Below are 16,486 nucleotides of genomic sequence, written 5' to 3' on the forward strand. Positions count from 1 at the left end.
CCGAGGGAAACTATCCCTCGATTACGCGCGTTTCGGGATGGTGCTTATCAAGGTGTTTTTTGATGATGCGCAGATTGCGCGTGTTAGACCGGAACATAAAGTCAGCCGCGTCTCCGACCACCGGAACGAGTCCAAGGACCGTATCGAACGCAACATTCGCGCCCATGCGCGTCAGGTGCCATTTGGAAAGGCCAAGATTGCGCGCCTCCCACACGATATAGGCACCCAGCGCTGTCGTAATGATATCGCCGATTACCGGTACGAGGCCGATAATTGCATCAAGCCCGATCGGCATGTTGATACCCGGTATCCGCATGCTCCGTTCAAGCAGCAATTCAACCGCTTCGACGCGGGCTCGGATAGAGGCCGGATCTGTGCCGGTCGGCAATTGCAGATTGAGGGTTTGCGGGCGTTCTGGGCCGTCCATGCGATCTCCTTATACCCTCTATGTGGTGGGTTGTGAGAGCGGGAACAAGGGGTGCAGGCCCCACTGGTTCGCCTGATACGTGTCTACAGCACCGCGCACGAGCGCCCAGCGCACAGGAGCACCCAGCGGGATAAACACCTCTTGCTGGACCAGTTCGGCATGGGCTTCAGCTAGGACTTGCTGTTTGGAAAATGGATCAGATTGAGAGAGGGATTCGCGCACCAAAGCGTCAGCCTCCGGTGAGCAAAGCCCGATTTCAAGCTCGCAATTGAACTGGTTCAGGAACCAGCGCGGCGACGTATAGCGAGCCAATCTGTCCCGCAATTCTAGGTCAGCCCCCGCGCCCGGAGCAACTTTGACAGAGATTACACCGATAGCCGCCCAGGCATCACGCAATTGTTCAAACAACAGGTCGCTGCCTGGCCCAGCGGGCAGGCCAATCCGCAGTTCAGCGCCCTCTCCGCTCGCCGCTTCCCATGCGGCAATCCTTTGCGACGCCATGCGTTGGCGCTCTTCAATCGACAAATCAGGCCAGCGCGTGTCGGGATAAGGTGGCTCGGCAAATAAGCTCGGAGGGATAATCCATGTTGTCGGCTGCCAACCCCCGAGGCCGAACGGCTCGATCAAAGCGGAGCGATCAAGCGCCATTGAAAGTGCCTCGCGCCGCGCAGGGTCACTAAGCAAGCCGCCATCGTTGCGAATCGCCAGTCCAAGCATTCCGATTGAGGGATCAACCTGGATCGCTCCGCGCGAAAGCGGGCCAAGCTGCGCCAATGGAAAGCTGGAGAGCCGTCCATTTAAAAGCAGATCGATATCGCCATTGGTGAACGCCTCTACAGCCGCCTCAGCAGGCAGCGCTCGGACAGTCAGTGTTCGGGCAAGGTCTTCCCAGTTTTCTCTTGCAGGGAACCCGCGCGCCTCAGGCGGCAGCGCGCTCAGTCGGACAATAGACGCCTCTCCATCGCGAGAGGCAACCATCGGCCCTGCCCCGCTGCCGTTCTTTACGAACCCTAATTCCGGCTGTGCGAGCAACCGCAAAAATTCTGGCATTGGACTGGAAAGACGGACCTCAACGACCCGGCCAGTCATTGCCCGGACCTCGACCACCTTCGCCAGATCCAATCCTAGCGATGTGCCTTCAAGGCGTGAAATAGTGTCGCGGAGCAACGCCCGGATATCATTCGCTGTGATGTCTGCGCCGTCCGGCCACGATGTGTTGCGCAATCGGAAAATGTAACTGCGACCGTCATCGGTCACAATCCAGCGCTCTGCAATCGCGGGAACGATTTGACCTGCCGGGTCGAGCGCGACGAGCCCCTCAAAGGAAGCTGCACGAACGTGCTGAGCCGCGGGAGAAAGGCGAATGCCTTGTTGAAAGAGGCTTTCCGGCTCACCCACTATTGCCACGTCAACAGGTCCCGAGCCGGTCGATGGACCGCAGGAACCAAGCGCCAGACCAAGCGCAAGCAGGACAGAGAATCTTTTCACGCTGCTTTGCCTAGCAGCTTGTAACCTCAAGGTCAGTGCCCCAGACGGGCACAATCATCAGCGTTGATCGCTCAGACTTTGCGAAGCGATTGCGGTGTCGGCGCAGGAGGGGCGCGATGCGCCCATGAATTCTCGCTTTTGCGCTCTGTAAGAGAGCTGGCCTCGCCTGACGGTTTTCTGGCGAGCTGCGATTCGACTTCTTCATCGAATGCGATACCAAAACGGTTGTCCTGCACCCAAGCAACGCTGCCTTCGACCTTGCCGATATTGCGCAATTCTATCTGGAGCCGGTTGCCGCGTTTTACGCGAAGGTTTCCTTCGCCCATCATGCCCCCGTCAGACAGATTACGAACGCGCACTTTATGCGCTTCCTCATCCTGTTCCACCCGAATGCTGGCAAGCAGGAACAGGCTATCGCGAGTGACCGTCCTTGTTTCAACAGCTGACATAATTGGTTCGCCTCCTTGGCGCTTCAAACTAATCGTTCGGTTGGCGCTCGCTCTTTCGAACGGACCCCGTGCACCGGTTGAGATGGGGCTAGTATTTCGAGGTAAACGCTTCGTAAAAATTGTACGCTGCGGACAGAGCGAAGCGTCACCCGTCCCAAACTGAGACGGGACCGGCTCATGCGGTAAATTGGTTCTGGCGGTATACGCGTATTCGCGCCGTTGCCATTCTACTCGCGCGTTTAGGTGTCGCGAGAGACTTTTTCGCGGCGCTCATGCGCTTCTTGCGATTCAACAGTCATAGTGGCGACCGGTCGCGCAATGAGGCGTTTCAAGCCGATCGGATCGCCAGTTACTTCGCAATAGCCGTATTCGCCTTCGTCGATCCGGCGAAGAGCGGATTCGATTTTAGACACGAGTTTGCGCTGACGATCACGAGTGCGCAGTTCGATGCCCCAGTCGGTTTCGCTCGATGCGCGATCGTTGAGATCAGCTTCGCGGATTGGTCCGTCAGCCAATGATTGCAAAGTCTGGTCAGCAGCATCGCGGATCGAAAGCTTCCATTCGATCAACAGCATTCGGAAATAAGCCACATGCTTGTCGCTCATATAAACTTCGTCCTCGCTCGGACTGTAGTCCGGCGCAAACATAGACTTAGCTTTTTCGAGAATTTCAGTTTCTTTAGACACCGCCGTGGCCATGTGATCCTCTTACCCCAATCACTTCCCGCGAGACTGCCCCATCAAAACGCCTGACTCACTCAATGCGTTTTCAACCCCAACAACTCATTGCTTGGCGGGCCTATAGGGAAGCTGCCGCTGGGGCACAAGTCGCTTTGCGATAGGACCGCTCGCATTCGGCAAATTCGTACGATTCGCAATTCTGGCCAGAGCACGTCCGGCGCAAAGTTATGTAAAAGGTTTAACGGCGTTAACCATTTGTTGACCATGATCCGCGACTTCTGTGTTTGCCCGATCCGCAAGGGGGTGGATCGACACAGTAACGGGGAATGAGAAATGAAACTGACACCGCTAAACGGAGGCGAGTTTGAAACCGCCCACAGCGCCGAAGTCGATATGGTTGTGGCGAAGTGCCTGGCCGCTGCTTCAAATGGCGATACCGCCGCTCTGTTTGACCTTGGCGTTGCCTTCTCGACAGGCAGCAATGGTGTGACCAGCGACCTGATCGAAGCACATAAGTGGTTCAACATCGCCGCATCACGTGGTCACGAAGAAGCTGGCTGGTGCCGCGCTGACGTGTCTGATGAGATGACCGCCCGCGAAATCGCCGAAGCACAGCGCCGCGCGCGTCAATGGCTAGCAGACGAGCGTCGTCAGGCTGCCTGACTAATTGCCTTTCTTGAACGGTGTTCGCTGATCAAGAAATATCTGATCAGTCGCAATACCTTCGCGCTCGCGCTCTAGGTAATCGGCGATTGCGGCTTTAAAACCGGGTTCAGCCAGCCAATGCGCAGAATGTGTCTGCACAGGCTCATACCCGCGAGCGAGTTTATGCCCGCCCTGTGCGCCTGCCTCGACCCTTGGCAGGCCCAAATCGATAGCGATGTCGATGGCTTGGTAATAACACAGTTCGAAATGCAGGAAGCGCACATCCTTTGTGCACCCCCAATACCGGCCATAAATTGCTTCTGGCCCGATAAAATTGAGTGCCCCGGCGATCGGCACGTCTTCGTCGAATGCCAAAATGAGCACGATGGCCTCACCCATGCGTTCACCCAACAGAGTAAACGCTTCACGCGTCAGATAAGGTGTGCCCCATTTGCGCGCGCCGGTGTCCTGGTAGAAAATCCAGAATGCGTCCCAATGTTCTGGCTTGATCTCATCGCCTTGCAGCCGCTCAATCCGCAAACCCTCCAGCGCTTTGGCGCGTTCTTTCCTAAGGTCTTTGCGTTTGCGCGACGTCAGTGCACCCAAGAAACCTTCAAAGCTGTCATAATCGCGGTTGAGCCAGTGAAATTGGATATCATCCCGTATGAGCCAGTCACCTGCTTCAAACAGCGGGACCTGATCCGGGTCGATAAAGGTCGCATGTGCAGACGATAGATTGTTTTTCAAACAGACCGCTTCCGCTCCTTTGAGCAAATGCGGCGCAAGCGCCCGATCAGACAACAACAAGCGCGGCCCATTGGCAGGCGTAAACGGCGCAGCGATTTGCAGCTTTGGGTAATACTGCCCGCCAGCACGGTGCAGCGCGTCTGCCCAGGCGTGGTCAAATACAAACTCACCTTGGCTGTGACCCTTGGCATAACTGGGCATCGCTGCCATCAATTTGCCTGCGGCATCGGTGATTACAATCGGGACAGGGTCCCAGCCGGTGCCTTTACCAACGCTGCCAGAATCCTCCATTGCGGTAAGGAATTCATGGGACACGAAAGGATTGCCTGCCCCCTCAAGCGCATTCCAATCATCGCGATCGAATGAACCAACCGAGGGCCCAAGCCTGACCGTCAATTCGCTTTTGGCAGGTTCGGTATCACTCATGGAAGGCCGTTGCCTTCGCTCACCAGCGCATCAACATTGGCCAATGCAAGTTTACGTGTCTCGGATGAGTTTACCGTCCAGCTGAGGATCGGCAGTCCGCTTTGGCGCAATCCCATTACCCAATCGTTCGGCAATGCGGCGATATGGTAGGCTAGGAAATCGGGCTTGGCGGCGTTGAATGCGTCAAGCCGCTGCTTCTTTGTTTGCGTATAGCCGTGCTCGTCTTCGCGCATGACAAGGCCTGCGCATGTCGCTGGAGAATGCTTTCGGAACCAGATCACCACGGCGGGGTCAAAACTCATGACTGAATGATCACCAAGGTAATCAGCCAATGCGTCTTTTACCGCCTCGCAAGTTGCTTCTACATCGTAGCCCGGTCTGGATTTAATCTCGATCAGCAGCGGTACCCGCGCGCCAATTGCGCTAAGAAATTCGGGAAGTGTCGCGGGGCTTTCTTCAGTCCCATGATACGTAAGCTCCTTCAACGCTACCGTGCTTAGCTCCGTGGTCGCACCACGTACACCTGTCAGCCGGTCTGTTTCCCAGTCATGGAACACAATTGCATCGCCGTTTGCACTGCGCTGAATATCACATTCGATACCCATCCCAGCCGCTATCGCAGCTTCAGCAGCAGCAAGAGAGTTTTCCGGTACGCCCTTCCCGTGCAGGCCGCGATGGGCATAGTCCCAAGCTGTTAACCAGCCAGAGATGCGGCGACCCTCAATTCAGACACAGCGATCACGGCATCAACTTCAACGGCAGCACCAAGCGGCAGCACAGGAACGCCAACCGCTGCACGCGAATGGCGACCTTTTTCGCCAAAGACATCGAACATAAGATCAGAGGCACCATTGGCGACCTTTGGTTGGTCGGTAAAATCGGCAGTCGAGCTTACAAAAGCGCCAAGCTTTACGACCCGCTCAACCTTTTCCAACAAGCCGGCGGATTTCAGCTGCGCAAGGATCATCAAGCCGCATGCACGCGCGGCCGCCATGCCGCCATCAAGATCGACGTCTTCACCCAAACGTCCTGTTGCTAGCTCTCCGTCGATGAAGGGAAGCTGCCCTGAAACGTGCGCAAAGCCGCCGTGCACTACGACCGGTTGGTAGCTTGCGACCGGAGCGGCCGCCTGCGGCAAAGTTATGCCAAGCTCGTTCAATCGTGCTTCGATGCTCATGCGGGGATCTCCTCTAATTTACCCATCAGCCAAGGCAATGCTTCGGACCAGGCGTCGATCCTTGCGTCGGCATGCCCCGCCTTGTGCGCGCAATCGATTGCATGCGCGATGCTCGGTTCCCCGCACATATGCAGGCGCACAACTTCAGGCACCGTCTCGGATGCCGACAAATGATGCTGCGGCAGATCATCAATGAAGAAAGCGCGGCTGGGCGAATGTTCGGCTAGGATTTTTTCCAGCATCGGACCCTTTGGCCCCTGATTGGTATAGACCGGCGCGATGATGCCATGCTCTGCCAATTGATCTGTCCGCATATCGCGGCGCTTGTCGACCAGATTGGTCAGGATCACGATATCGGCATGTTCTGACAAAGCGTTTATCGATTCAACCGCACCGGAAATTGGCATTTGTCGGCCCATCTCAGTATCGAAAAAGCCACCAAGCATCCGCCATACCTCGTTTGCCTCAAGCAGTTTTCCGCTGTCATTCCAGCGCAATGCTTCACCAAAGTTCGCCCCATCAAGGTTGAAAGTGATGCCCTGACTTTCGGCAAGCCATTCTTTGAACGGGACGACCATGTGCAACAGCACTTCGTCGCAGTCAGAAATGATTAGGGGGCGACTCATTGGGAAAGCTCCTGGCGGGCGGCGATCAGTTCTTCTGGCGTAACGGCCAAAGCCTCTGCAGCACGGATCAAATCGGGTTCGTGGTTGGCAAGAAAGTCGAGTGGCGCAGCCAGAATAGACGGATCATCCAAACCAGCGCGTAATGTATCAGGCGTTAAACCCGTCAGGCTCAAAAATCGTTCCGCACGATCATCATTCTCTAGCACCCAGCCGAGAACGGCCAGCGCAAGAGTGCTTGCAGACAATGGCGAAGGGCTTGGCGAAGGGTCGTCCATGTGCGGGATTGTAGCGGCCTCTTGGTCAGGGTAGGTGGCGGAAACTAAAGTGATCGGGGCAAGCAGTGGCAAAGCGAATAATGGTTGTCGAGGATAATGACCTCAACCGAAAACTCTTCTGCGATGTTCTGAAAGCCAACGGCTTTGAAGTGGAGCCGATTGCTGACGGCGAAAGCGTGCTCGAGACGGCACGCTCGATCACGCCGGACCTGATCATAATGGATATTCAGTTGCCCGGAATTTCTGGTGTCGACCTTATCGAGGCGGCTCAAAAGGACATGCTTCTTGCTCAAATCCCTGTTCTAGCCGTGACTGCGTTTGCGGCGAAGGGTGACGAGGAGCGTATCCGGGCGGCTGGCGCGTCCGGCTATCTGTCCAAGCCGGTTTCAATTATGCCGTTCATGAACGCAGTGAAAGCACTGCTTCCCGCCTAGTAGAGCGAGGCCGCGTACTCGCTGGCATAGACAACCATGGTGATAAACAGGCCGGTCAGAAAGATGCGATACGCATAGGCCAGATACCGGTATTTCTTGCCATAGAGCACCTGCCCGTTCTGATAAATATCACGCAGCATTGCGCGGAACACCGCTTCATCATCGCCAAAATCATTGAGTAAGCGGCGCTTCCATTCTTCCTCGTCCATACCAGTGAAATGGCCGAAGAAGAGGATATTGAAATTCGGATCGTCGCGGGGAATTCGTCCGGTACTCGGCAGCACCGAAAGAACCGCAAACAGAGACGAAACAAAGGCCGTTAGCGCTAGACAAACAGTCGCTAGAGTAATTTCGCTCCCCAAAAGGCGAGTGACAGATAGCGAGAAGACGACAAAGGTCGCGCCGATCAGGATATTGGCTTTCTGATCTGCCATTTGAGACAATGTGAGCGTATTCAATTGCGCTGTGCGTGCCAGATGGATCGCATTATCCGAGAATGCTATCGGAATATCGTGTTCCTCCATCTGTGGTTTCGAACTATTGCGGTCACCTTGCTTCACGCCAATTCACCCCCAAAATCGCATTCCCCAGACGGTGTGCCAGCGGCGTGAAAACTTGACAAGCGGCATCCGCAGCCGCTTTGCAGCCGTATTCCTTTGGCAAGCATCGCCAGAATTCTAAAATGAAAGCACCCATTTCATCATGACCGAAGCCGAAGTCGATACGCGCGTCCGCGCCCTGATCGAACCGTTCAACAAAAAGGGCGTCGAGATCGCAGAAGGCACAACCTTCGCCAATGATCTGGAATTCGACAGCCTGACGGTGATGGATTTCGTCGCAGAAATCGAAGACGAATTCGACATCATCATCAGCATGAACCAGCAAGCCGAGATTGAGAGTTACGGCCAGTTGGTAGCTGCGGTCCACAAATTGCAGGATAGCTGATAAAGGCGCTGCCCATGACTGAAAACGCGACCACAGACACCGCGCCAAAAGGCGATCTGTTCTCAAAATTCGATGACATCATCCAGACCCGGGAGACATTGCTCGCGAGCGGCGTCGAAGACCCGTACAATCTGGTCATGGAAAAGGTGCTCTCGCCAACCCGCGCAATTTGCAACGGGCGCGATACGATCCTGCTCGGCACATACAATTATATGGGTATGACGTTTGACCCCGACGTCCTCGATGCGGGAAAACAAGCGCTCGCTGATTACGGGTCCGGAACAACCGGCAGCCGCGTTCTAAATGGCACGTTTCAAGGCCACAAAGAGTGCGAAGACGCGCTCAAAGAGTTTTACGGCATGGACCATGCCATGGTGTTCTCAACCGGTTATCAGGCCAATCTTGGGATCATCTCGACGATCGCTGGTAAGGGCGATTATGTCATCCTCGATATTGATAGCCATGCATCGATCTATGACGGTTGTGCGATGGGCAATGCCGAAATCGTGCCTTTCCGCCACAACGATATCGAAGCACTGGAAAAGCGCCTGCGCCGCATCCCCGAAGGTGCTGGCAAACTGGTCATCCTCGAAGGTGTTTATTCGATGATGGGTGACGTTGCCCCGCTCAAAGAGATGATTGCAATCTCCAAGAAGTACGGCGCCATGGTACTAGTGGATGAAGCTCACTCCATGGGCTTCATCGGTGAGAACGGGCGCGGTGTCGCCGAAGAGCAAGGCGTCATGGACGATTGCGATTTCATCATTGGCACGTTTTCAAAAAGCGTAGGAACGGTTGGTGGCTTTTGCGTTTCCAACCACCCGAAATTCGAAATCATGCGGCTCGTCTGTCGTCCCTATGTATTCACGGCCAGTCTCCCGCCGAGCGTTGTTGCTACATCTGCGACGTCGATCCGCAAGCTGATGCATGGATCGAACAAGCGGGCGCATCTCTGGGAGAATTCGAAAGTCCTGCACAAAGGCCTGCGTGATCTAGGTTTTGAACTGGGGACACCAGAGGCTCAGAGCGCGATCATTGCAGTGATTATGCCAGACCTGCAGCAGGGGGCCATGATGTGGGAGGCTCTGCTAAAAGAAGGACTGTACGTCAATCTGGCGCGCCCGCCTGCGACGCCAGCGGGTATGACCTTACTGCGCTGTTCGCTATGCGCCGAGCACTCCGCCGAGGAAGTCCAAACGATCCTTGCAATGTTTGAACGTGCCGGCAAAGCTGTCGGCATTATCAGCTAGTTTTAGCTTCGACCCTTAGGCACCGCGCACCTCAGTCACAGCATCGCAGGCGTTTTCTGACGTTGCATCGTCGTTTCCGCCGGCCAGCTGCGTGAAGGCTATAAAGCCTCCGACGACAAGCACGACAAATACCGTCGTGACTGCGCCGAGATACTTATCGATAATAGCTTTGATCGGCGCGCCGAAGACCTGAAACAGAATCCCGACAATCATAAATATCAGCGCGCGGCCAGCGATTGCGGCCAGCGTGAAAGTCAGCAGGTTCATTTCGATGAAGCCTGCGGTAATCGTCATGAGTTTGAATGGTACGGGTGTGCCTGCGGCGAAAAAGACAGCAAGCGCCCCCTGCTCGCGAATATAGCAGGCCGCCACGGGGAAGCTTTCGGTCAGCCCGAGCATTCCGATCATCCATGCGCCCACGGCTTCATAAAGGAAGTAGCCGATCGCGTACCCAAGCAGTCCACCAAGCACAGATGAGACCGTAGCAATCACGGCAAAACGGATCGCCTTCTTGGGCTCGGCCAGACACATCAAACCCAAAAGGGGATGCGGCGGAATCGGAAAGAAACTGGATTCGATGAAACAGAAGAAAGCGAGCCACCACACCGCTTTCGGGTGTGCCGCTTTTTCCATTGTCCAATCGTATAATGCACGCAGCCAAGCCAAAATCGAATGTTCCTATCCGGTGGTGAGGCAAGGGGTTAGGCGAGCCTCCCAAAGGGTGCAAGCGCCAAATAACGAACCTATTTGGTACTTTGTCATTGACATTGTCACGCTCTCTGGTTAGAGAGGGGCATAGTCGAAAAATAGGGCGATTGTGTACTTTACAAACCCAACCTTTCTCCGTATAAGAATGGGGAAAGGAACAACGAACCATGTCGGTACTATCCAGCCCCCATTTCCACGACGAAGCCAAGGCGTTTGAATACCTTGAGAGCATCGTGTGGGCGGACGGAATTGCCTGCCCAAAGTGCGGTGTTGTCGGCGGTCGTGTGTACGATCTGTCGGGCGTTCGCACCAAGCCGAGCAAAAAGCACCCTAAAGGCAAGGTTCGCCACGGTCTGAAAAAGTGCGGCGAATGCCGTAAGCAGTTCACCGTGAAAGTTGGCACCGTGTTTGAACACGCCCGCCTGCCCCTTACCAAGATGCTACAGGCGGTTCACCTGATGGTATCGAGCAAGAAGGGTATCAGCGCCCACCAGCTTAGCCGCGTTCTCGAAGTCCAGTACAAGAGCGCGTGGTTCCTCTCGCACCGCATTCGTGAAGCTATGCGCTCCGGTGATCTGGCGCAGCCGTTCGGTTCTGGCGGCGGCGCGGTTGAAGTTGACGAGACCTATATCGGCTACAAGCGCGACTTCCCCATCAAGCAGGGTGTGAGCCACAAGCAGGCGGTTGTTGCGCTCGTTGACCGTGACAGCGGTCAGAGTAAGTGGTTTCAGGTTGACCGTGCATCCATTGATGAAATCCACCCGATTGTACGTGACAACATCGCCCGCGAAGCCCGCCTAATGACGGACGAAGCCCTCGTGTACCGCACTGTGGGCCGCGAGTTCTCCGAGCATGGCACTACCAACCATGGCCGCGCTGAGTACGTAAGCCCCGAAGATCGCACCATTCACACCAACACGGTTGAAGGCGCGTTCTCGATATTCAAGCGCGGTATGCGCGGTGTGTACCAGCATTGTCAGGAACACCACCTGCACCGCTACCTCGCTGAATTTGAGTTCCGCTATAACAACCGCGAGGCCAACGGCGTGAATGATCGTGGTCGGAGCGCGGCGGCGATAAAGGGTATCAGTGGCAAGCGATTGACCTATGGGTCAACTGACAGCCTTCAAAGCGCCTAAATCCAAAAGACGATTCCGGCGCAAGGGTAGGTGGCGAACGAACCGTTAAGGTGATAACTTCAAATTCGTTCTTGACGTAGGAATCGACGATTCCTACTATCTAGCTAATCCGGCTGCGGTCGGAGGGAGAACGTGTTACGCGTTCAGCGGGGGCTTTAGGCCCCCGTTTTCCTGTTAGGACGGCAGCCACTTTAGCCCCCAACCATCAATCAGATCAGTTTTGGGTTTTCTTGCAAGCTTGCTCTCTTTGAGAACGTCAACCAACCTCGCACCATATCCTGTTGCAGGTGGCTCATTGAGTTTCTCCGTTTTCAAATATCGAAGGACGGGATGCGCGAGGGAAACAGCAAGCTGGTGGCCTGCGATATCATCCTCCTTGCGACCAAACTTGATATGCTTGGATGTCAGGTACTTCTGCGCCGTTTCAGCTGTCACCGTAGAGTTCCCACGCTGCCAAAAGCGCTGATAAGCAGCCTTGAGCCTCTTGTCGGCAAATTTACCTCGCGACTCTACCAAGACATCGCCCTGAAAATTGTGGCGCTTCAACCATTTCACGAAACGTTCAAGCAACATTTCCAAGCAGTAATGATATGGATCATGTTGCCAGACGATGTACTTCTTTACGTGAGCATCTTTGTCGATGGCAGTGGCCATCGCTAAGTATGCAGATTCTTCTACAACCTTAGTCCAACGTCTCTCAAATTCCATCGCGAGAAATGGATCTGATTTCAATTTCTCAAACGGTGCTTCGCCCCTTACCATTTCACGGCGGTGTAATATGACAGGGCTCTCTTGCGAATGATCGAAAAGCTCTGTTTTTAAATCGAAGACCGTCTGGGTGAAGCTCTTGTCATGAGTCTCCTGAAGCATCACAATACCCATCAGGCAAAGAAACCTATCGATGTGCGCTTTCTTTAGTGATTGGGTGCCAGTTTCATCGATGTAGAGACGATAACGCTTGGAAGGGTGAATAAACATTATGGCGGAACATCCTAGCAACGCCAAAAAGAGTCAACTCGATAAGTTCAAAGAAGCCGCACGCGAACTCGAATGCGACGACGACGAAAAACGGTTTGCGGATCGCCTCGGCAAGCTAACCAAGCCTCTGCCCACTGGGGATAAAATGAAAGACTGACTCGCATTTCGCTGCATGCCGTGGATTCATGGTGGCGGTTCAAACACCTATGGCGCTGTCGAGCCTTTGACAGCGGGAGGCGCACACGGCGTCTTCGGGTGAACGGACCAACCGTTTGCGCTCAATAAGGAGAAATCCCATGAGCAAGAACACCCACCAGCGGGCACGTAGCGCCATTTCAGGCCGCATCGTGACTCTGGCACATGCAAAACGCAGTCCTCACACGACTGTCGTTGAGCAATACAAGACGGGCAAGAAGGGTCCAAAGAACTAACGTTCAAACCTTCAAACCTTGAATGGGGTCGTCGGGGGAAACCTCGGCGGCCTTTTTCCTTTGAATCAGACGTTGATTCCTGTGTCAACTTGTTCCTAAAAACCGGACATACTTCTAAACAGTCTTGCATCCTGTAGGACAGGATAAATAACCAATCTGGTGAAAAACCTGTTTCCTACAGTGTAACGCTGAGCCTATAGCAATGCACATGATGGGCGAATCGCAACGACGACGAGACGCTCTGATTTAACGCTAAACGAGTGGTAACGCCGTTGACTTTGTCCCCGTCAGTTCCGTGGGTTTGTTAAATACACAATCGCCAAAAATAGCGATTCGCCAGCAGGCAGCTTCCCGCTTCGGGGCGCTGCCTTTTTCGTTCCTGGATCGGAGAATGCTTATGGCCGCCGCGGGAAGGCAGCGCACAAGGATTAAGAAGCAATTCAAAGAAGGTGACGGCACAAAGCCGAACCGCCATTGGCGCAGCCTATTTCTCGACTATTTGGCAGAAAGCTCGAACGTTTCAGAATCGGCACGCAAGGCTAACATAAACCCCAGCCGGGCCTACAAAGTGCGCCGCGAGGAACCCGAATTTGCACGCCAATGGCTCGCTGCACTTTGGGAAGGATACATCCATCTGGAAATGGAAGTGCTGCGCCGTCTTCGCGAAGGCGACCAGCAGACCGAAGATTCCGACAAATACGATTTCGCAAACGCCATCCGCTTGCTCAATGTGCACCGCGAAAACGCAATTCGGGCGCAAGCAGAACAACGCAATGTGAGCGCAGCCGAAATTCGAGCTTCGATTGATCGAAAGGTCGAACGCATCCGGCTCAAAGTAAAAGCTGAAAAGCAACGTGCAGGTTCGGATACGTGACACCAGGGCTTGATTGGCTCGCAGACCAACCGGCACGAGTCCGATCGCGTGTCGCAGAGGCACTAAATGGCGCTGAAAGGGCCGAGTTTGATTATCATTGGGGGATGTCAGCGCGCGCCGCGCAATTGCCACCATCAGAAGACTGGCGGCTTTGGCTCATCATGGCCGGGCGCGGGTTTGGTAAGACGCGCGCTGGCGCAGAATGGGTCCGCAATATTGCTGAAACGAATTGCAACGCACGGATCGCGCTCGTGTCCGCTTCCCTTTCGGAAGCGCGAGCTGTTATGGTCGAAGGAGAGAGCGGCATCATTGCGTGTTCCCCGCCTGATCGTGCACCTGTTTTCGAAGCCTCTTTGCGCAGGCTACGGTGGCCCAATGGGGCCCAGGCGCAGCTATTCTCAGCGGCCGAGCCTGAGTCCTTGCGGGGGCCGCAGCACAGCCATGCTTGCCGGACAGGCTCAAAGAGAATTCTTCATCAATCAAGCGTTTGTGATGATCGATGGTATAATCCAATTCGGTGTTGACGATAGTCTTTCGGCTCCTCCCAGCTCTTCAAGCGACGGCGCAATTTTCAGGATTGCACCTGCTGCAACAGGCGACTGGGCCGGTAAAGATGATCAAATCGCAATGCGAATTTCAGGCGCGTGGAATTACTCGATACCGAAAGAAGGCATGCGGGTGTTTGACCGGTCAGCCCAACAATTCTTGCTCTTTAAGACAAGTTGGGTGGCGCCTGTTGAGCCGGAACTGCCTACTGGTGGCGCGGTGATTGATCAGGAAGCCAGAAGTGCCGTCGATGGGGTAATTCAAGCGCTTCGAAATGCAGGAATTTTTACATCCGCAACCTAACGAATCAGAACTTTTGAGATCTGATTTTTGCATTATCTGCAATTCAGGCTTCGATTTTTCCCCGTTGAGCACCTTATAGCGGCATTCTTGCAACAGTTTCGGGCCATTGATTGCTTGCGACTTTTTTGTCGAGAAGTTAGATACGCCTAGTGCCTCAATCCTATAAAAGGGGAAATTAGAAATGCGCAAACTCGTCATAGGTATGGCGATGGCTTCGACAGCGCTTACAGCGCCTGCCACAGCTCGTGAGGGCGAATGGTATGTCGAGCTCGGCGGTGGTCCGATGCTCGTTGAAGACATCGAATTTGATGTTAATGGTAACCCAGAAGATTACTCTGGTGATTACGAGAATGGTGCAGATTTCGGCGGCCTTGTTGGCTACGACTTCGGTGCTTTCCGTCTCGAAGCTGAAGCGAGCTATCGTACAGCGGATCTCGAATCGTTCACAGTGTCGCCAGGCTTCCTCAACCAGGTTCCTGCTGGCACCACTCAAGCTGCTAGCGGTGACGTTAGCGCGCTGAGCTTTATGGTGAACGGTCTCTTTGACTTCGGTCCAGATGATGGCCTTCAGGCCTTCTTCGGCGGCGGTATTGGCGTTGCCCGTACTGACTTTGAAGCTCAGTATTTCTCCAACCTTTCACCTGTAATTGACGATTCCGACACTGGTCTCGCATGGCAGATTTTGGCTGGTATCCGCGCTCCAATCAGCGATAGCTGGGACGCTGGTCTTCGTTATCGTTACTTCAACGCACCGAACATTGAACTGTTTGATACCGTTGGTAACACTCTCGATACCGACGCTAGCACTCACTCGCTTCTCGGTACGCTGACATACAACTTTGGTGGCGATACACCTCCTCCACCGCCTCCTCCACCGCCACCACCTCCACCACCTCCACCGCCGCCACCGCCACCGCCACCGCCACCACCACCGGCTGCGGCACCGTGCAACACTGGTCCGTACATCGTATTCTTCGATTTCGATCAGTCTGACATCACGGCGGAAGCTGCGACAGTTCTTAACAACGCTGTCACTGCTTATGCGAACTGCGGTACAGCCAACGTAATGCTTGCCGGTCACACCGACCGTTCGGGCAGCGTGACCTACAACATGGGTCTGGCTGAGCGTCGGAACACTTCGGTAACCGACTACCTCACAGGTCGCGGCATCCCAGGTGCGCGCATCAACAGCGAAGCATTCGGCGAATCTCAGCCGCGTGTTCCAACAGCGGACGGTGTTCGCGAACTGCAGAACCGTCGCGTTGAAGTATCTTACGGCCCAGGCTCGGGCATGTAAGATTGGGCTTCACGCTCTAAGAATTGGGGGCCGGAGCGATCCGGCCCCTTTTTTTATGATCTCAAGGGGAATTTGAATGCGATTAACCTCTAGCCTTGGCCTCGTTGCGTTCGCGATTTCTGGATGCACTTCAGGTACAGAGCCTGCTCAAGAAGCCGAAAAACCGATCGAAAATGAAGCCTCGGTTATTGCCAGTGCTTCCATGATTTCAGCCAAAGGCGACGCGAGAGGAACTGTCGAGTTCAAACAATCGGGCGACGTACTTACGCTGCAAATCTCGCTGAGTGGCATAGAGCCAGGTGCGAAAGCGTTTCACCTCCACACGACAGGAAAGTGTGATGCGCCTGACTTCAAAACCGCGGGCGGCCACCTCAATCCCTTTGCGAAAACGCATGGTCGACTTAGTGAACAAGGATCGCATCTTGGAGACTTCGAAAACATCGAAATCTCAGACAACGGCACTGCTCTTGCGACACGCATGATCGAGAAGAATGCTGCTGAAATCGAGAGTATACTCTTCGACGAGGATGGGACGGCTGTTATGATCCATGCCGGACCCGACGACTATATGTCAGATCCAGCAGGTGCAGCAGGCCCCCGTATTGCTTGTGGAATCGTCGAGCGCGCGCCTTAAGAGCTTG

General features: G+C 54.6%; 24 protein-coding genes. 12 read left to right on the forward strand and 12 right to left on the reverse strand.

The window, feature by feature from the left end; translation table 11 throughout:
- Window positions 1-10: 10 nt before the first annotated feature.
- The 4 genes from KCG46_RS02175 to dksA form a co-directional block, all read right to left on the reverse strand.
- Window positions 11-427, reverse strand: a complete 417-nt coding sequence (locus KCG46_RS02175; protein WP_218403708.1) for a DUF4112 domain-containing protein — start codon at window positions 425-427, stop codon at window positions 11-13.
- 18 nt (window positions 428-445) lie between these two features.
- The gene (locus KCG46_RS02180; protein WP_369410151.1) at window positions 446-1,915 is read right to left on the reverse strand and encodes an ABC transporter substrate-binding protein; all 1,470 of its coding nucleotides are present in this window, start codon (window positions 1,913-1,915) and stop codon (window positions 446-448) included.
- A 71-nt stretch (window positions 1,916-1,986) separates the two neighbouring features.
- The gene (locus tag KCG46_RS02185) at window positions 1,987-2,364 is read right to left on the reverse strand and encodes a PilZ domain-containing protein (protein WP_218403709.1); all 378 of its coding nucleotides are present in this window, start codon (window positions 2,362-2,364) and stop codon (window positions 1,987-1,989) included.
- Between the two features lie 239 nt (window positions 2,365-2,603).
- Window positions 2,604-3,062, reverse strand: coding sequence for an RNA polymerase-binding protein DksA (gene dksA, locus KCG46_RS02190; protein ID WP_218403710.1), 459 nt, complete (start codon window positions 3,060-3,062; stop codon window positions 2,604-2,606).
- A 315-nt stretch (window positions 3,063-3,377) separates the two neighbouring features.
- Between dksA and KCG46_RS02195 the strand changes: the two genes are divergently transcribed.
- Entirely contained in the window at window positions 3,378-3,707 is a 330-nt protein-coding gene (locus tag KCG46_RS02195) for an SEL1-like repeat protein (RefSeq protein WP_218403711.1), read from the forward strand.
- Here KCG46_RS02195 and KCG46_RS02200 read toward each other — a convergent pair whose 3' ends face one another.
- From KCG46_RS02200 to KCG46_RS02220, 5 genes are read right to left on the reverse strand one after another with little or no spacing between them, the layout of a single operon-like run.
- Window positions 3,708-4,862: a GNAT family N-acetyltransferase gene (locus tag KCG46_RS02200; RefSeq protein WP_218403712.1), complete on the reverse strand. Its 1,155-nt coding sequence runs from the start codon at window positions 4,860-4,862 to the stop codon at window positions 3,708-3,710.
- A complete protein-coding gene (locus KCG46_RS02205; RefSeq protein WP_218405248.1) occupies window positions 4,859-5,587 on the reverse strand; it encodes a glycerophosphodiester phosphodiesterase family protein in 729 nt (242 codons plus the stop codon). Before KCG46_RS02205 ends, KCG46_RS02200 begins: the two co-directional genes overlap by 4 nt.
- The gene (locus KCG46_RS02210) at window positions 5,557-6,039 is read right to left on the reverse strand and encodes a RidA family protein (protein WP_218403713.1); all 483 of its coding nucleotides are present in this window, start codon (window positions 6,037-6,039) and stop codon (window positions 5,557-5,559) included. Before KCG46_RS02210 ends, KCG46_RS02205 begins: the two co-directional genes overlap by 31 nt.
- Window positions 6,036-6,665: an HAD family hydrolase gene (locus KCG46_RS02215; protein ID WP_218403714.1), complete on the reverse strand. Its 630-nt coding sequence runs from the start codon at window positions 6,663-6,665 to the stop codon at window positions 6,036-6,038. The genes KCG46_RS02210 and KCG46_RS02215 overlap by 4 nt, the downstream gene beginning before the upstream one ends.
- Entirely contained in the window at window positions 6,662-7,012 is a 351-nt protein-coding gene (locus KCG46_RS02220) for a DUF3572 domain-containing protein (protein WP_369410152.1), read from the reverse strand. Before KCG46_RS02220 ends, KCG46_RS02215 begins: the two co-directional genes overlap by 4 nt.
- Between KCG46_RS02220 and KCG46_RS02225 the strand changes: the two genes are divergently transcribed.
- Window positions 7,006-7,374: a response regulator gene (locus KCG46_RS02225; protein WP_218403715.1), complete on the forward strand. Its 369-nt coding sequence runs from the start codon at window positions 7,006-7,008 to the stop codon at window positions 7,372-7,374. The two genes, KCG46_RS02220 and KCG46_RS02225, sit on opposite strands and share 7 nt — an antisense overlap.
- Here the strand turns inward: KCG46_RS02225 and KCG46_RS02230 are convergent.
- Window positions 7,371-7,898 (reverse strand): Pycsar system effector family protein, encoded by a 528-nt coding sequence (locus KCG46_RS02230; protein ID WP_218403716.1) that lies wholly within the window; start codon window positions 7,896-7,898, stop codon window positions 7,371-7,373. The genes KCG46_RS02225 and KCG46_RS02230 overlap by 4 nt on opposite strands.
- A gap of 178 nt (window positions 7,899-8,076) precedes the next feature.
- Here KCG46_RS02230 and KCG46_RS02235 point away from each other — a divergent pair, with 178 nt between their 5' ends.
- The gene (locus KCG46_RS02235; RefSeq protein WP_218403717.1) at window positions 8,077-8,319 is read left to right on the forward strand and encodes an acyl carrier protein; all 243 of its coding nucleotides are present in this window, start codon (window positions 8,077-8,079) and stop codon (window positions 8,317-8,319) included.
- Window positions 8,320-8,333: 14 nt separating this feature from the next.
- Window positions 8,334-9,569, forward strand: coding sequence for a serine palmitoyltransferase (spt, locus tag KCG46_RS02240; RefSeq protein ID WP_218403718.1), 1,236 nt, complete (start codon window positions 8,334-8,336; stop codon window positions 9,567-9,569).
- A gap of 15 nt (window positions 9,570-9,584) precedes the next feature.
- Here the strand turns inward: spt and KCG46_RS02245 are convergent, their stop codons facing one another.
- Window positions 9,585-10,202, reverse strand: a complete 618-nt coding sequence (locus KCG46_RS02245; protein ID WP_218403719.1) for a YqaA family protein — start codon at window positions 10,200-10,202, stop codon at window positions 9,585-9,587.
- Window positions 10,203-10,444: 242 nt separating this feature from the next.
- Here KCG46_RS02245 and KCG46_RS02250 point away from each other — a divergent pair, with 242 nt between their 5' ends.
- Window positions 10,445-11,416 (forward strand): IS1595 family transposase, encoded by a 972-nt coding sequence (locus tag KCG46_RS02250; RefSeq protein ID WP_218403720.1) that lies wholly within the window; start codon window positions 10,445-10,447, stop codon window positions 11,414-11,416.
- A 174-nt stretch (window positions 11,417-11,590) separates the two neighbouring features.
- Here KCG46_RS02250 and KCG46_RS02255 read toward each other — a convergent pair whose 3' ends face one another.
- The gene (locus KCG46_RS02255; RefSeq protein ID WP_218403721.1) at window positions 11,591-12,394 is read right to left on the reverse strand and encodes a DUF3800 domain-containing protein; all 804 of its coding nucleotides are present in this window, start codon (window positions 12,392-12,394) and stop codon (window positions 11,591-11,593) included.
- 1 nt (window position 12,395) lies between these two features.
- Here KCG46_RS02255 and KCG46_RS02260 point away from each other — a divergent pair, with 1 nt between their 5' ends.
- From KCG46_RS02260 to KCG46_RS02285, 7 genes are all read left to right on the forward strand, one after another.
- Window positions 12,396-12,551, forward strand: coding sequence for a hypothetical protein (locus KCG46_RS02260; RefSeq protein ID WP_218403722.1), 156 nt, complete (start codon window positions 12,396-12,398; stop codon window positions 12,549-12,551).
- Window positions 12,552-12,690: 139 nt separating this feature from the next.
- Window positions 12,691-12,825, forward strand: coding sequence for a hypothetical protein (locus tag KCG46_RS12560; protein ID WP_255551723.1), 135 nt, complete (start codon window positions 12,691-12,693; stop codon window positions 12,823-12,825).
- Between the two features lie 391 nt (window positions 12,826-13,216).
- The gene (locus KCG46_RS02265; protein WP_255551724.1) at window positions 13,217-13,699 is read left to right on the forward strand and encodes a hypothetical protein; all 483 of its coding nucleotides are present in this window, start codon (window positions 13,217-13,219) and stop codon (window positions 13,697-13,699) included.
- Window positions 13,700-13,860: 161 nt separating this feature from the next.
- A complete protein-coding gene (locus KCG46_RS12750) occupies window positions 13,861-14,223 on the forward strand; it encodes a terminase large subunit domain-containing protein (RefSeq protein WP_439648805.1) in 363 nt (120 codons plus the stop codon).
- Window positions 14,141-14,548, forward strand: coding sequence for a DUF2793 domain-containing protein (locus KCG46_RS02275; RefSeq protein ID WP_255551725.1), 408 nt, complete (start codon window positions 14,141-14,143; stop codon window positions 14,546-14,548). Before KCG46_RS12750 ends, KCG46_RS02275 begins: the two co-directional genes overlap by 83 nt.
- A gap of 181 nt (window positions 14,549-14,729) precedes the next feature.
- Window positions 14,730-15,845 (forward strand): OmpA family protein, encoded by a 1,116-nt coding sequence (locus KCG46_RS02280; RefSeq protein WP_218403725.1) that lies wholly within the window; start codon window positions 14,730-14,732, stop codon window positions 15,843-15,845.
- A gap of 76 nt (window positions 15,846-15,921) precedes the next feature.
- Window positions 15,922-16,479: a superoxide dismutase family protein gene (locus KCG46_RS02285; protein ID WP_218403726.1), complete on the forward strand. Its 558-nt coding sequence runs from the start codon at window positions 15,922-15,924 to the stop codon at window positions 16,477-16,479.
- The last annotated feature ends 7 nt before the right edge of the window (window positions 16,480-16,486 follow it).

Source organism: Erythrobacter crassostreae (assembly GCF_019204045.1).
Classification (GTDB): domain Bacteria; phylum Pseudomonadota; class Alphaproteobacteria; order Sphingomonadales; family Sphingomonadaceae; genus Erythrobacter; species Erythrobacter crassostreae.